Source organism: Streptomyces sp. NPDC059785 (assembly GCF_042732375.1).
Lineage (GTDB): Bacteria > Actinomycetota > Actinomycetes > Streptomycetales > Streptomycetaceae > Streptomyces.
Window position 1 is genome coordinate 3,580 of the sequence record NZ_JBHWHV010000107.1, and the last position, 13,668, is coordinate 17,247.

Annotated in this window: 14 protein-coding genes; 11 read left to right on the forward strand and 3 right to left on the reverse strand. The window is 72.5% G+C overall.

The window, feature by feature from the left end; translation table 11 throughout:
• Positions 1 to 490 precede the first annotated feature (490 nt).
• On the forward strand, positions 491 to 1,315 hold the full coding sequence (locus ACFV6E_RS41665) for a purine-nucleoside phosphorylase (RefSeq protein ID WP_385169384.1): 825 nt from the start codon (positions 491 to 493) through the stop codon (positions 1,313 to 1,315).
• 60 nt (positions 1,316 to 1,375) lie between these two features.
• Entirely contained in the window at positions 1,376 to 3,007 is a 1,632-nt protein-coding gene (locus tag ACFV6E_RS41670) for a phospho-sugar mutase (RefSeq protein ID WP_385468903.1), read from the forward strand.
• A 61-nt stretch (positions 3,008 to 3,068) separates the two neighbouring features.
• Here ACFV6E_RS41670 and ACFV6E_RS41675 read toward each other — a convergent pair whose 3' ends face one another.
• Positions 3,069 to 3,710: a PH domain-containing protein gene (locus tag ACFV6E_RS41675; protein WP_385169390.1), complete on the reverse strand. Its 642-nt coding sequence runs from the start codon at positions 3,708 to 3,710 to the stop codon at positions 3,069 to 3,071.
• A gap of 156 nt (positions 3,711 to 3,866) precedes the next feature.
• Between ACFV6E_RS41675 and deoC the strand changes: the two genes are divergently transcribed.
• The 3 genes from deoC to ACFV6E_RS41690 are packed head-to-tail and all read left to right on the forward strand — an operon-like array spanning position 3,867 to position 7,184.
• On the forward strand, positions 3,867 to 4,814 hold the full coding sequence (gene deoC, locus ACFV6E_RS41680) for a deoxyribose-phosphate aldolase (protein WP_385169393.1): 948 nt from the start codon (positions 3,867 to 3,869) through the stop codon (positions 4,812 to 4,814).
• A gap of 5 nt (positions 4,815 to 4,819) precedes the next feature.
• Positions 4,820 to 6,289 (forward strand): aldehyde dehydrogenase family protein, encoded by a 1,470-nt coding sequence (locus ACFV6E_RS41685; RefSeq protein WP_385468895.1) that lies wholly within the window; start codon positions 4,820 to 4,822, stop codon positions 6,287 to 6,289.
• Positions 6,282 to 7,184, forward strand: a complete 903-nt coding sequence (locus tag ACFV6E_RS41690; RefSeq protein WP_385169398.1) for an aldehyde dehydrogenase family protein — start codon at positions 6,282 to 6,284, stop codon at positions 7,182 to 7,184. Before ACFV6E_RS41685 ends, ACFV6E_RS41690 begins: the two co-directional genes overlap by 8 nt.
• A gap of 94 nt (positions 7,185 to 7,278) precedes the next feature.
• Here the strand turns inward: ACFV6E_RS41690 and ACFV6E_RS41695 are convergent, their stop codons facing one another.
• Positions 7,279 to 7,680, reverse strand: a complete 402-nt coding sequence (locus ACFV6E_RS41695; RefSeq protein ID WP_385169401.1) for a hypothetical protein — start codon at positions 7,678 to 7,680, stop codon at positions 7,279 to 7,281.
• A gap of 129 nt (positions 7,681 to 7,809) precedes the next feature.
• Here ACFV6E_RS41695 and ACFV6E_RS41700 point away from each other — a divergent pair, with 129 nt between their 5' ends.
• Positions 7,810 to 8,445 (forward strand): uridine kinase, encoded by a 636-nt coding sequence (locus ACFV6E_RS41700; RefSeq protein WP_385468898.1) that lies wholly within the window; start codon positions 7,810 to 7,812, stop codon positions 8,443 to 8,445.
• Between the two features lie 160 nt (positions 8,446 to 8,605).
• On the opposite strand, the gene ACFV6E_RS41705 is transcribed toward ACFV6E_RS41700, so the two are convergent.
• Entirely contained in the window at positions 8,606 to 9,373 is a 768-nt protein-coding gene (locus tag ACFV6E_RS41705; RefSeq protein ID WP_385169406.1) for a SigE family RNA polymerase sigma factor, read from the reverse strand.
• Positions 9,374 to 9,633: 260 nt separating this feature from the next.
• Between ACFV6E_RS41705 and afsQ1 the strand changes: the two genes are divergently transcribed.
• The 5 genes from afsQ1 (at position 9,634) to ACFV6E_RS41730 (ending at position 13,603) form a co-directional block, all read left to right on the forward strand.
• A complete protein-coding gene (gene afsQ1 / locus ACFV6E_RS41710; RefSeq protein WP_099505496.1) occupies positions 9,634 to 10,311 on the forward strand; it encodes a two-component system response regulator AfsQ1 in 678 nt (225 codons plus the stop codon).
• A complete protein-coding gene (locus ACFV6E_RS41715; protein ID WP_385468901.1) occupies positions 10,308 to 11,894 on the forward strand; it encodes an ATP-binding protein in 1,587 nt (528 codons plus the stop codon). Before afsQ1 ends, ACFV6E_RS41715 begins: the two co-directional genes overlap by 4 nt.
• The gene (locus tag ACFV6E_RS41720) at positions 11,891 to 12,520 is read left to right on the forward strand and encodes a hypothetical protein (RefSeq protein ID WP_385169411.1); all 630 of its coding nucleotides are present in this window, start codon (positions 11,891 to 11,893) and stop codon (positions 12,518 to 12,520) included. The genes ACFV6E_RS41715 and ACFV6E_RS41720 overlap by 4 nt, the downstream gene beginning before the upstream one ends.
• A gap of 236 nt (positions 12,521 to 12,756) precedes the next feature.
• The gene (locus tag ACFV6E_RS41725; protein WP_385169414.1) at positions 12,757 to 13,332 is read left to right on the forward strand and encodes a VanZ family protein; all 576 of its coding nucleotides are present in this window, start codon (positions 12,757 to 12,759) and stop codon (positions 13,330 to 13,332) included.
• A 70-nt stretch (positions 13,333 to 13,402) separates the two neighbouring features.
• Entirely contained in the window at positions 13,403 to 13,603 is a 201-nt protein-coding gene (locus ACFV6E_RS41730; RefSeq protein ID WP_385169422.1) for a PspC domain-containing protein, read from the forward strand.
• The last annotated feature ends 65 nt before the right edge of the window (positions 13,604 to 13,668 follow it).

A 13,668-nucleotide genomic window follows, 5' to 3' on the forward strand; every position in this document is an offset into this window, starting at 1 on the left:
ACCGCGTCTCATCCGCCGACGGCACCGACCCGCCGTAACCCCGCCCACCGCACCGCCGCCGCGGGTCCGTCCCGGCTGAGCGCGCAATTCCCCGCACCCCTTGCCGGGCGCTGCCCCCACCGCGTCTCATCCCGCCGACGGCGCCGGGCCGCCGTGACTCCGGCCGCCGTGGCTCCGGCCGCCGTGCCCCGGCCGCGGGTCCGTCCTGGCTGAGCGCGCAGTTCCCCGCGCCCCCTACGGGGCGCTGACCCACCGCGTCTCATCCGCCGACGGCACCGACCCGCCGTAACCCCGCCCACCGCACCGCCGCCGCGGGTCCGTCCCGGCTGAGCGCGCAATTCCCCGCGCCCCTGACGGGGCGCTGCCCCACCGCGCGTCGCGCCCGTACCGGCCGCCCATGAACCGTTCATCGGAAACGACAAGACAACGATGTTGGTGCGGGTGTTCCCTCATCTACGCGCGTAGGCACAAAGCGGCTACCCTCATGCGCGTGAACGCATCTCTTCTTCCGGACGACATCCAGGGCGACCCGTACGCCGCCGCCGACGCCGCTGCCACGCGCCTGCGTGAGCTGACGGGCGCCGAGACCCACGACGTCGCCCTCGTGATGGGCTCCGGCTGGGCGCCGGCCGTGGACGCCCTCGGCACCCCCGAGGCCGAGCTCCTGGTCACCGAGCTGCCCGGCTTCCCGCCGCCGGCCGTCGAGGGCCACGGCGGCAAGATCCGCTCGTACCGGATCGGGGACAAGCGCGCGCTGGTCTTCCTGGGCCGCACCCATTACTACGAGGGCCGCGGCGTCGCCGCCGTCGCGCACGGCGTCCGTACCGCCGTCGCCGCCGGCTGCAAGACCATCGTGCTGACCAACGGCTGCGGCGGTCTGCGCGAAGGCATGCGTCCCGGACAGCCGGTCCTGATCAGCGACCACATCAACCTGACGGCCACCTCGCCGATCGTGGGCGCCAACTTCGTGGACCTGACGGACCTGTACTCGCCGCGCCTGCGCGCCCTGTGCAAGGAGATCGACGCCAGCCTCGAGGAGGGCGTCTACGCGCAGTTCACCGGCCCGCACTACGAGACGCCCGCCGAGATCCGGATGGCCCGCACGATCGGCGCCGACCTGGTCGGCATGTCGACCGTCCTCGAGGCCATCGCCGCCCGCGAGGCCGGCGCGGAGATCCTCGGCATCTCGCTGGTGACCAACCTCGCCGCCGGCATGACGGGCGAGCCGCTGAACCACGAGGAGGTGCTCCAGGCCGGCCGCGACTCCGCCACCCGCATGGGCGCGCTCCTGACCAAGGTCCTGAACCGGCTCTGAGCCCCGGCCCCGGGACGGGGTACACGGCAACGTACGACGATGGAAGAGGTTGAACCCGACGTGCAGGACGAACTCATCGCACGGGCCGAGGCGTGGCTGGCCGAGGACCCCGACGCGGAAACCCGTGAGGAACTCGCCAAGCTCATCGACGCCGAGGACGTCACGGAGCTCGCCGCGCGCTTCGGCGGCACCCTCCAGTTCGGCACCGCGGGACTGCGCGGCGAGCTCGGCGCGGGCCCGATGCGGATGAACCGTTCCGTGGTCATCCGCGCCGCCGCGGGCCTCGCCGCGTACCTGAAGGGCAAGGGCGAGGCGGGCGGCCTCGTCGTCATCGGCTACGACGCCCGCCACAAGTCCGCCGACTTCGCCCGCGACACCGCGGCCGTGCTGACCGGCGCCGGACTCCGGGCCGCCGTGCTGCCGCGCCCGCTGCCCACCCCGGTGCTCGCCTTCGCCATCCGGCACCTCGGCGCGGTCGCGGGCGTGGAGGTCACCGCCAGCCACAACCCGCCCCGCGACAACGGCTACAAGGTCTACCTGGGCGACGGCTCGCAGATCGTCCCGCCCGCGGACGCGGAGATCGCCGCCGAGATCGACGCGGTCGCCGCCCTGGCCGACGTACCCCGCCCGGACAGCGGCTGGGAGATCCTGGGCGAGGACGTCCTCGACGCCTACCTCGCCCGTACGGACGCGATCTTCCGCCCCGGTTCCCCGCGCACCGCCCGTACCGTCTACACGCCCATGCACGGCGTCGGCAAGGAGACCCTGCTCGCCGCCTTCGCGCGGGCCGGGTTCCCCGAGCCCGTCCTCGTCGCCGAGCAGGCGGAGCCGGACCCGGACTTCCCCACGGTCGCGTTCCCCAATCCGGAGGAGCCGGGCGCGATGGACCTGGCCTTCGCGCAGGCCCGGGAGACCCGGCCCGACCTGATCATCGCGAACGACCCCGACGCCGACCGGTGCGCGGTGGCCGTCGCGGACGGCGGCGACTGGCGCATGCTCCGCGGCGACGAGGTCGGCGCGCTGCTCGCCGAGCACCTGGTGCGCCGGGGCGTCCACGGCACCTTCGCCGAGTCCATCGTGTCGTCCTCGCTGCTCGGCCGGATCGCCCAGAAGGCGGGCCTGCCCTACGAGGAGACCCTCACCGGGTTCAAGTGGATCGCCCGCGTCGACGGCCTGCGGTACGGCTACGAGGAGGCGCTCGGCTACTGCGTCGACCCCGAGGGCGTGCGCGACAAGGACGGCATCACCGCCGCGCTGCTCGTCACGGAGCTCGCCTCGGAGCTCAAGGAACAGGGCCGTACGCTCCTCGACCTCCTCGACGACATCGCGGTGGCGTACGGGCTGCACGCCACCGACCAGCTCTCGGTCCGGGTGGACGACCTCTCGCTGATCACCGACGCCATGCGGCGCCTGCGCGAGCAGCCGCCGACGCGGCTCGCGGGCCGTGCGATCACCGCCGCCGAGGACCTGACGCGCGGCACGGACACGCTCCCGCCCACCGACGGTCTGCGCTACACCCTCGACGGCGCCCGCGTGATCGTCCGCCCCAGCGGCACCGAGCCGAAGCTGAAGTGCTACCTGGAGGTCGTGGTCCCCGTCGCCACGCACGCCGGTCTCGACCGGGCCCGCACCGAGGCGGCCGGCCTGCTGTCGCGGATCAAGCAGGACCTGTCGGCCGCGGCAGGCATCTGAGAGCCCACGGCGCCGGTCCGGGCGCACCCACGGCGGGGCCCGGTCCGAACCGGGCCCTCGCTCAGCCCACCGCCAGCAGGATCGCCAGCAGCACCGCGCCGGCGACCGCCGGTGCGATCACCTCGTAGGCCCACCGCACGGTGACCTCGCCCTGCGCGCCCTCCGCGTTCCCCCGGCGCTCGGCGAGTTCCCGCAGGTGGTCCATGATCTGGTCGGCGTGCGCGCGGACGGGCTCGGTCGCGATCGCGGTCGTGGCGCCGCTGGAGTCCGCGGCGGCGCCGCGGGCCTGCCGCCGGGCCGCCCGCTTGCGGGCGCGCAGCGAGACGGGCACGGCCCAGAGCTGGTACTTGGTGCCGGAGGCGGCGACGACCTCGTTGGAGTAGCCGGAGCGCAGGGAGCCGACGGCGCTCCAGGGGAGCACGACCACGCGGAACGGGTTGCGTACGCGCAGCCGGTCCTCGTCCGCGAAGACGGCGGGGCGCAGGGTGAAGGCGGCCACCAGCGGGACGCAGAGGATCAGCGAGGCCAGCGCCAGCCACGGCGTGCGTCCTTCGCCCACGACCAGCGCGTCGATACCGAGCCAGCCCGCGATGGCGAGCAGCAGCACACCGCCCGCGATGGCGCCGTTCGACCGGTAGACCCGGCCCTTGGACTCGGGGGACGGGGCGTCCGGTGCGGAAGACTGGTGGTCCGGGGTCGTCATGGCCCCGATTCTGCCCGACGGGGCCGCGCGGGCCGGTACGCGGGCCGGTACGCGGCGGCCCGGCTCACATCGCGTCCCGCGTCCAGGGGTCGCACGGGGGTCGGATCCGGAGGGCTGTACAGCCGCTACGCGCGTAGATATGCTCCCCTCGTGACCATGCCCACCACTGCACACGCACTTACGGACGTCACCGCGTCCGACAGCACGCTGCGGCGCTTCCTCCATGGGCTGCCGGGCGTCGACGCGGTCGGCCTGGAGGCGCGCGCCGCCTCGCTCGGCACCCGATCCATCAAGACCACGGCCAAGGCGTACGCCATCGACCTCGCGATCTCGATGGTCGACCTGACGACGCTGGAAGGCGCGGACACCCCGGGCAAGGTCCGGGCGCTCGGCGCGAAGGCGGTCCACCCGGACCCGACCGACCGGCAGACCCCCGCCACGGCCGCGGTCTGCGTGTACCCCGACATGGTCGCCACCGCCAAGGAGGCCGTCGCCGGTTCCGGCGTGAAGGTCGCCTCCGTGGCCACCGCCTTCCCGGCCGGGCGCGCCGCGCTCGACGTGAAGCTGGCCGACGTGCGCGACGCGGTCGCGGCGGGCGCCGACGAGATCGACATGGTCATCGACCGCGGCGCCTTCCTCGCGGGCCGCTATCTGAAGGTGTACGAGGAGATCACCGCCGTGAAGGAGGCCTCGGGCGCCGCCCGGCTGAAGGTCATCTTCGAGACCGGCGAGCTGTCGACGTACGACAACATCCGCCGCGCCTCCTGGCTCGGCATGCTGGGCGGCGCCGACTTCATCAAGACCTCGACGGGCAAGGTGGCGGTGAACGCGACGCCCGCGAATACTCTGCTGATGCTGGAGGCCGTGCGCGATTTCCGGGCGCAGACCGGCGTCCAGGTCGGGGTGAAGCCGGCCGGCGGGATCCGTACCAGCAAGGACGCGATCAAGTTCCTGGTGCTGGTCAACGAGACGGCGGGCGCCGACTGGCTGGACAACCACTGGTTCCGCTTCGGCGCCTCCTCACTCCTGAACGATCTGCTGATGCAGCGTCAGAAGCTGGCCACCGGCCGCTACTCCGGTCCCGACTACGTGACGGTGGACTGATCACCATGGCACCCGCATCCCCCTTCGAGTACGCACCGGCCCCCGAGTCCCGCTCGGTCGTCGACATCGCCGCCTCCTACGGCCTGTTCATCGACGGCGAGTTCACCGACGCGGCCGACGGCAAGGTGTTCAAGACGGTCGCCCCGGCCACCGAGGAGGTCCTGGCCGAGGTCGCGCAGGCGGGCGAGGCGGACGTCGACCGCGCCGTGCAGGCGGCCCGCAAGGCGTTCGAGAAGTGGTCGGCGCTGCCCGGCTCCGAGCGCGCCAAGTACCTGTTCCGCATCGCCCGGATCATCCAGGAGCGCAGCCGCGAGCTGGCCGTCCTGGAGACGCTGGACAACGGCAAGCCGATCAAGGAGACCCGCGACGCGGACCTCCCGCTGGTCGCCGCGCACTTCTTCTACTACGCGGGCTGGGCCGACAAGCTGGAGCACGCCGGGTTCGGCCGGAGGACGACAGACGGGCACAGTGGCGCGAGCCCGCGTCCCCTCGGCGTGGCGGGCCAGGTCATCCCCTGGAACTTCCCGCTCCTGATGCTGGCCTGGAAGATCGCCCCGGCCCTCGCGACCGGCAACACGGTCGTCCTGAAGCCCGCCGAGACGACCCCCCTGTCCGCCCTCTTCTTCGCGGACATCTGCCGCCAGGCGGGCCTGCCCAAGGGCGTCGTCAACATCCTGCCCGGCCACGGCGACACCGGCGCCGCGCTGGTCGCGCACCCCGACGTGAACAAGGTCGCCTTCACCGGCTCCACGGCCGTCGGCAAGGAGATCGCCCGCACGGTCGCGGGCACCCGCAAGAAGCTCACCCTGGAGCTGGGCGGCAAGGGCGCGAACATCGTCTTCGACGACGCCCCGATCGACCAGGCCGTCGAGGGCATCGTCACCGGCATCTTCTTCAACCAGGGCCAGGTCTGCTGCGCGGGCTCCCGCCTCCTCGTACAGGAGTCGGTCCACGACGAGCTGCTCGACTCCCTCAAGCGCCGCCTGTCCACCCTCCGGCTGGGCGACCCGCTGGACAAGAACACGGACATCGGCGCGATCAACTCCGCCGAGCAGCTGGCCCGGATCACCGCGCTCGCCGACCAGGGCGAGGCCGAGGGCGCCGAGCGCTGGTCCCCGGCCTGCGAACTGCCCGGCTCCGGCTACTGGTTCGCCCCGACCCTCTTCACGGGCGTCACCCAGGCCCACACCATCGCCCGCGACGAGATCTTCGGCCCGGTGCTGTCCGTGCTGACCTTCCGCACCCCGGACGAGGCGGTCGCCAAGGCGAACAACACGCAGTACGGCCTCTCCGCCGGCATCTGGACGGAGAAGGGCTCGCGCATCCTGGCGGTCGCCAACAAGCTGCGCGCGGGCGTGATCTGGTCCAACACGTTCAACAAGTTCGACCCCACCTCGCCGTTCGGCGGCTACAAGGAGTCGGGCTTCGGCCGCGAGGGCGGCCGCCACGGCCTGGAGGCGTACCTGGATGTCTGAGCGACTTGCTGTCTTCAAGACCTACAAGCTGTACGTCGGCGGGAAGTTCCCGCGTTCCGAGAGCGGCCGGGTGTACGAGGTGACGGACCCGAAGAAGAACTGGCTGGCGAACGCGCCCCTGTCCTCCCGCAAGGACGCCCGTGACGCGGTGGTCGCCGCGCGCAAGGCGTTCGGCGGCTGGTCCGGCGCGACGGCGTACAACCGCGGTCAGGTCCTGTACCGGGTGGCGGAGATGCTGGAGGGCCGCAGGGCGCAGTTCGCCCACGAGGTGGCCGACGCGGAGGGCCTGTCGAAGTCGAAGGCGGCCGAACAGGTCGACGCGGCCGTCGACCGCTGGGTCTGGTACGCGGGCTGGACCGACAAGATCGCCCAGGTGGTCGGCGGCGGCAACCCGGTCGCGGGCCCGTTCTTCAACCTCTCCTCCCCCGAGCCGACGGGCGTGGTGGCCGTACTGGCCCCGCAGGAGTCGTCGTTCCTGGGCCTGGTCTCGGTGATCGCCCCGGTGATCGCTACGGGCAACACGGCGGTCGTGATCGCGAGCGAGCGCTCCCCGCTGCCCGCCCTGTCCCTCGGCGAGGTGCTGGCCACCTCCGACGTCCCCGGCGGCGTGGTCAACGTCCTCTCCGGCCGTACGGCGGAGATCGCGGCCCCGCTGGCCGCGCACCAGGACGTCAACGCGATCGACCTGGTCGGCGCCGACACCGCCCTGGCCAGGGAGCTGGAGATCGCCGCGGCCGACAACCTCAAGCGCGTCCTGCGTCCACAGCCTGTGGACAAAGCCGGGACGGCCGACTGGTCCGCGGCCCCCGGCATCGACCGCATGACGGCGTTCCTGGAGACGAAGACGGTCTGGCACCCGACGGGCGCCCTCGGCGCCGCCGGTTCGTCGTACTGAGCCGGGGCCGCCCCGGCGGCCCCGCGCACGAGAGAGCCGCGCCTCCCCTCCGCCCGGGGAAGGCGCGGCTCTCCTTCGTACGCGTATCCCGTACTCAGCCCAGCGACCGTGCCGCCTGACCCACCACCGGGATGTCGCCCACCGAGGGCGCCTGGGCCAGCGGGGCCGTCACCGCCTTGGTCGACATGGGCGCGAAGTCGGCGAGCTGCGTGTTGACGGCGTTGTCGAACGGGTCGACGCCGGTGCCCACCAGCGGATTGGGCTTCAGCCCCGTGACCGGCCCGGTCCCGTAGCGCACCGTCCCGACCGCCGCCCGCAGCCCCGCCTCGGGGTCGATCTTGCCGAGCGAACCGGTGCGGGTGTTCGGCAGGCCGCCGAGCGGCGTGGCGTCCGCGGCGGCCTGCCCGGCACCCGCCCCGAGGACCGCGCCCGCCGTGGCCAGTACCGCCAGCGCGCGCCGGGCGGCCGGGTTCTTCGATGGTGCGTGTCGGGCCATGACTGGTGCCACCTTCTGCCGCGGGGAGTGATCGGATCGACACGAAGGGTAGTCGATGAGATGTGATGTGCGCTCCACGCCGACCCGCGGGGTCGGCGGCGGCCGGGCCATGCCTCACACTGGACTCTCGTGAGTCCCCATCCACCCATACCCGCCCGGGTCGTACTGCTCTGTGGCCCCTCCGGCTCCGGGAAGTCCCTCCTCGCCGCCCGCTCCGGCCTGCCCGTGCTGCGGCTCGACGACTTCTACAAGGAGGGCACGGACCCGACCCTGCCCCTGGTGGAGGGGGGTTCCGACATCGACTGGGACCATCCGCTGTCCTGGGACGCGGACGCCGCGGTCACGGCCATCACCGAGCTGTGCCGTACGGGCCGTACCACCGTCCCCGTCTACGACCTCTCGCTCAGCGCCCGCACCGGCGAGGAGTCGCTGCGCACCGACGGCGCCCCGCTGTACATCGCGGAGGGCGTCTTCGCCGCCGAACTGGTCGTACGCTGCCGGGAGCTCGGCGTGCTCGCCGACGCCCTCTGTCTGACCCGGGGTTCGGTCACCACGTTCCGGCGCCGCTTCCTGCGGGACCTGAAGGAGGGCCGCAAGTCGGTCGCCTTCCTGCTGCGCCGCGGCTGGCGCCTGATGCGCGCCGAACGCTCGATCGTGGCCCGGCAGACCGCCCTCGGCACCCACGCCTGCGACAAGGACGAGGCGCTGGACCGGCTGGCGGACGCGGCGGCGGGCCCCCGCCCCGAGGCGGCGACCGCGGCCTGAGCGCCCCGGGACACGCGAAAGCGGGACCGGACGGACCCCCCGGTCCACCAGTCCCGCTCTGCGTTGCTCCCCCGTGGGTTCCCCCGTGAACCCCCGTTTTCCCCCGTGATCCCCCTCTTACCAGCGGTTCCCCCCGGATACCGCTCCCCCCCCAGTGCCTTCAGGCGACAAGCTCCCCGAAGGACTCCTCCTCGTCACGGCCGAAGCTGAGGACCTCGTCCTCGCGCAGCCGGCGGAGCGACCGCCAGATGCTCGACTTCACCGTGCCGACACTGATGTCGAGGATCTCCGCGATCTCCGGGTCGGTGCGGCCCTCGTAGTAGCGCAGGACCAGCATCGTCCGCTGGAGTTCGGGCAGCCGGGCGAGCGCCTGCCACAGCACGGCGCGCAGCTCGGTGCCGCGCATCGCGTCCGTGTCACCGGCGGTCTCCGGCAGTTCCTCGGTCGGGTATTCGTTCAGCTTGCGGCGGCGCCACGCGCTGATGTGCAGATTCGTCATGGTGCGGCGGAGGTAGCCCCCGACCGCGGCCTTGTCACTGATCCGGTCCCACGCCCGGTAGGTCGAGAACAGCGCGCTCTGCAACAGGTCCTCGGCCTCGAAGCGGTCCCCGGTCAGGTGGTAGGCGGTTGCGTACAGGGAGGCGCGGCGCTCCTGGACGTAGGCGGTGAACGCCGCTTCGGCATTCGCAGCCTCCGACACCGAGCGACGCTCCCCCGTGTCCTCCCCGTACGCGGCTCCCCCGTGAGCTCCCCCGTTGGTGCTTCCCCCCGTGAACGCGTCAACCACCGTCATGTACGCGGTGTGCTGACGCCCGGTGCCGCGAGCGCACCCCCGCCCGCTCACGGCACCGGACTTCTCATTGGCCCGGTGCACGTCGTGGAGACGCGTGATCACTGCGCTCGCGCTGGTGCTGTGCAGCGTGTTCATCTTGCGCCCCCCGTCGTGGAGTCCGGTTTCCTTGCGTGTCCTGCTGTGTCGAAAAGCTTGCCGGGGCCACTTCATGGCCGTGTCCCCCGACTGTCACAGACCTGTCACAGGGCCCGCCCCCAGGCGCGCCACACCCTGCTCACAGAGAAGAACCGTACGACTACGCAGATGACCCCACGCGCCCTGCTATGTGTGCGGGAGATGGGTGGGAGCGCTCCAACGGTCGAAACACCACCGTTCGATGGGCCAGAATGACGTCCGTGCCTTCCCTGTTGCTGATCGAGGACGACGACGCCATCCGTACGGCCCTGGAGCTCTCTCTGACGCGCCAGGGACACCGTGTGGCCACCGCTGCCACCGGCGAGGACGGCCTGAAACTGCTGCGCGAGCAACGTCCGGACCTGATCGTCCTGGACGTCATGCTGCCCGGCATCGACGGGTTCGAGGTGTGCCGGCGCATCCGGCGCACGGACCAGCTGCCGATCATCCTGCTGACCGCGCGCAGCGATGACATCGACGTGGTGGTGGGTCTGGAGTCCGGCGCCGACGACTACGTGGTCAAACCCGTGCAGGGGCGGGTCCTCGACGCCCGGATCCGGGCCGTGCTGCGGCGCGGGGAGCGCGAGGCCAACGACTCGGCGACGTTCGGCTCCCTGGTCATCGACCGGGCGGCGATGACGGTCACCAAGAACGGCGAGGATCTCCAGCTCACCCCGACCGAGCTGCGGCTGCTGCTCGAACTGAGCCGCAGGCCCGGCCAGGCGCTCTCCCGCCAGCAGTTGCTGCGCCTGGTCTGGGAGCACGACTACCTGGGCGACTCGCGCCTGGTCGACGCGTGCGTGCAGCGGCTGCGCGCGAAGGTGGAGGACGTGCCGTCCTCGCCCACCCTGATCCGTACCGTGCGCGGCGTCGGCTACCGGCTGGACAACCCTCAGTGACCGAAGCGCAGGACGGGCTCCGCGGGTGGACCGCGGCGCGCAAGGCGATATCGGCGGGTCTGCGCTTCACCAGCCTGCGGCTGCGTCTGGTCGTGGTGTTCGGCCTGGTGGCCCTCACGGCCGCGGTGTCCGCGTCGGGCATCGCGTACTGGCTCAACCGCGAGGCGGTGCTGACGCGTACGCAGGACGCGGTGCTGCGCGACTTCCAGCAGGAGATGCAGAACCGGGCGAGCGCGCTGCCCGTGCACGCCACGCAGGACGAACTCCAGCACACCGCCGGGCAGATGGCCAACAGCAGCCAGCGCTTCAGCGTGCTGCTGGTCTCCACGGGCGAGGACGGCTCCACCGTCACCGGCAACTCGGACCTGGACTCCTTCACCCTGGAGGACGTACCGGCGTCGCTGCGCAAGGCGGTGAACAAGGAGCAGCCCGTGTCCTCGGGGTCCTCGGGCAACAAGTCCGCGTACCACCTGTACTGGCAGCGGATCGTGGAGGACGACGAGCCGTACCTGGTGGCCGGCACGAAGGTGATCGGCGGCGGTCCGACGGGCTACATGCTGAAGTCCCTGGAGCCGGAGGCCAAGGACCTCAACTCGCTGGCCTGGTCGCTGGGGATCGCCACCGGTCTCGCGCTGATCGGTTCGGCGCTGCTCGCGCAGGCCGCGGCGACCACGGTCCTCAAGCCGGTGCACCGGCTCGGCATCGCGGCCCGCCGCCTCGGCGAGGGCAAGCTCGACACCCGGCTGCGGGTCTCGGGCACGGACGAGCTCGCCGATCTGTCACGGACGTTCAACCGCACCGCCGAGTCGCTGGAGAAACGCGTCGCGGACATGAGCGCCCGTGACGAGGCGTCGCGCCGCTTCGTCGCCGACATGTCGCACGAGCTGCGTACGCCGCTCACCGCGATCACCGCCGTGACCGAGGTCCTGGAAGAGGAGCTGGACGCGGAGACGGGCAGCGTGGACCCGATGATCGAACCGGCCGTGCGCCTGGTGGTCAGCGAGACCCGCAGGCTCAACGACCTCGTCGAGAACCTGATGGAGGTCACCCGGTTCGACGCGGGCACGGCCCGCCTTGTCCAGGACGACGTGGACATCGCCGACCAGATCACGGCGTGCATGGACGCCCGCGCCTGGCTGGACGCGGTGGAGCTGGACGCCGAGCGCGGCATCACCGCCCGGCTCGACCCGCGCCGCCTCGACGTCATCCTGGCGAACCTGATCGGCAACGCCCTCAAGCACGGCGGCTCCCCGGTCCACGTCGGCGTCCGCATGGAGGACGAGGACCTGGTGATCGAGGTGAAGGACAACGGCCCCGGCATCCCCGAGGACGTCCTTCCGCACGTCTTCGACCGCTTCTACAAGGCGAGCGCGTCCCGCCCCCGCTCCGAGGGCAGCGGTCTCGGCCTGTCCATCGCCCTGGAGAACGCGCACATCCACGGCGGCGAGATCACCGCGGCGAACTCGCCGAAGGGCGGCGCGGTCTTCACGCTGCGGCTGCCCCAGGGCGCCGCCGAGCCCGACGAGGAGCCCGGCGACGACGCGGAGCGGGACGCGAACGGCACGGAGGGGAAGGCGGAATGAGCCGACGAGTGAGGGGCGCGCGTCCCTGGGCGGCGCTCCCCCTGCTGGCCTCGCTGGCCCTGCTGGCCACCGGGTGCGGGATCCGTTCGACGCAGGTCCCCACGGACTTCGGGCCCGCGCCCTCGCGGGTGCCGTGCGCCCTGTCGGGCCCCGAGGTGACCACGCAGTCGACGCCCGGCGTCCCGGTGCAGGTCTTCCTGCTGTGCGCCTCACAGCTGGTCACGGTGGACCGCTCGGTGCGGATCCCCGACGGTACGGCGGAGGCGCAGCGCCGGGTGCTGGTCGCGCAGGGCCTGCTGGACGAGCTGGCCGAGCGGCCCTCGGCGCAGGAGACCCAGGCGGGCTACACGACGGACGTGCACGAGGGCATGCGGGTCTCCGGGCCGCAGGCCAAGGACCCGGAGAACACCTTCCGGCTGAGCACCCGGCCCGAGGACCTCACCTCGTACGCCCTCGCGCAGATCATCTGCACCTTCGCCGACTCCGAGGCGACCGCCGCCGACGACGGCTCGGTCATCCTGGGCGGTCCCTCGCCCCAGCCGCTGCACCGTTACGAGTGCACCGCGGAGGTGCGTTCCCGTCCGGGCACGGAGCCGCCGCCCTCCTCGGCGGTCGGGACGGACTGACCGGTAGGCGGAGCCAGAGCGGACCGGCCGGTATGCGGGACGGTCCGGTCGGTGTGCGGGCCGGTTCGGTGCGCGGGCTGGCGGGCGGGTGAGCGCGGGCCGCTCGCGCCCGCGCGCCCCTGGCCAGCTCCTTCCGCGCCCCGGGGGCCGCACGCCGGGGACGGAACGTCCGCGGGCCGGGTGTGACGCTTGCCCCACCCGGAACCGTTTCCGCCGGACCTCGCGTCTAGGGGGTCGTGCAGCGTCAAGGCTCGAACGGCGGGAGCGCCGTGATCCGCATCCGTGTGGCAGGGGGCGTCCTCCTCGTCGCACATCTCGCGCTCGTCGCCTGGATCACGCTGCGGCCGCTGGACGTGCCCTGGGTGAGCGCACCCAATCTGCGGCCGTTCGCCGGCATCCGGGCCGATCTGGCGATGGGCCCCCGGCAGGCGGCGCGCTGTTTCGCCGAGGGGCTCGCCCTGCTCGCCCCGCTGGGGGTGCTGCTGCCGATGGCGGGCGGCCGGCTGGTCGTCTCCCCGCTGTGGTCCGCGGTCCGTACCGTCGCCGCGGGCGCCCTGATCTCGCTCGGCATCGAACTGCTCCAGACCGGTGTGCCGGGGCAGGTCGTGGACGTCGACTCGCTGCTGCTGAACACCGCGGGCGTGGCCCTGGCGCACCTCGCGATCGTGCCCGCCGCGCGGGCCGGGCTACGCCGCAGGTGGGAGTCGCGGCGCCGGACGGACCTGCGCGGGGAGGACACGGCTCAGGGTCGGACCCCGACGATTCCCAGGGTCGGGATCGCACCTTGGGGCGACGTTCCTCCCGCTTCGTGACCGTAGCTTTGAAGTCAGCGGGGCCGCCACGAGAGGCCGCCCCGGACCACGGTTCACGAAGGAGCCCATGATGAGCGCCCTTGCCCGCCCGACCCACGGCCGCATGATCGGCGGAGTGTGCGCAGCGCTGGCACGGCGCTTCGGCACCTCCGCGACCACGATGCGGGTGATCTTCCTGCTCTCCTGCCTGCTCCCCGGCCCGCAGTTCCTGCTGTACATCGCGCTGTGGATCCTGCTGCCCTCGGAGGACAAGGCCCGCACCGCCTGGTGACGCAGCCGCCGCCCTGATCCTGTTCTCCGCTCGAAGACGCCGTTGGGGCGCACCCGGTCCGGGTG

What these genes read in the sequence shown, in the direction of transcription:
- ACFV6E_RS41695 (WP_385169401.1), bottom strand. Translation starts at nt 7,680, where the DNA reads ATGGCCCGACACGCACCATCGAAGAACCCGGCCGCCCGGCGCGCGCTG.
- ACFV6E_RS41690 (WP_385169398.1), top strand. Translation starts at nt 6,282, where the DNA reads ATGTCTGAGCGACTTGCTGTCTTCAAGACCTACAAGCTGTACGTCGGC.
- ACFV6E_RS41730 (WP_385169422.1), top strand. Translation starts at nt 13,403, where the DNA reads ATGAGCGCCCTTGCCCGCCCGACCCACGGCCGCATGATCGGCGGAGTG.
- ACFV6E_RS41705 (WP_385169406.1), bottom strand. Translation starts at nt 9,373, where the DNA reads ATGAACACGCTGCACAGCACCAGCGCGAGCGCAGTGATCACGCGTCTC.
- ACFV6E_RS41685 (WP_385468895.1), top strand. Translation starts at nt 4,820, where the DNA reads ATGGCACCCGCATCCCCCTTCGAGTACGCACCGGCCCCCGAGTCCCGC.
- ACFV6E_RS41675 (WP_385169390.1), bottom strand. Translation starts at nt 3,710, where the DNA reads ATGACGACCCCGGACCACCAGTCTTCCGCACCGGACGCCCCGTCCCCC.
- deoC (WP_385169393.1), top strand. Translation starts at nt 3,867, where the DNA reads ATGCCCACCACTGCACACGCACTTACGGACGTCACCGCGTCCGACAGC.
- ACFV6E_RS41720 (WP_385169411.1), top strand. Translation starts at nt 11,891, where the DNA reads ATGAGCCGACGAGTGAGGGGCGCGCGTCCCTGGGCGGCGCTCCCCCTG.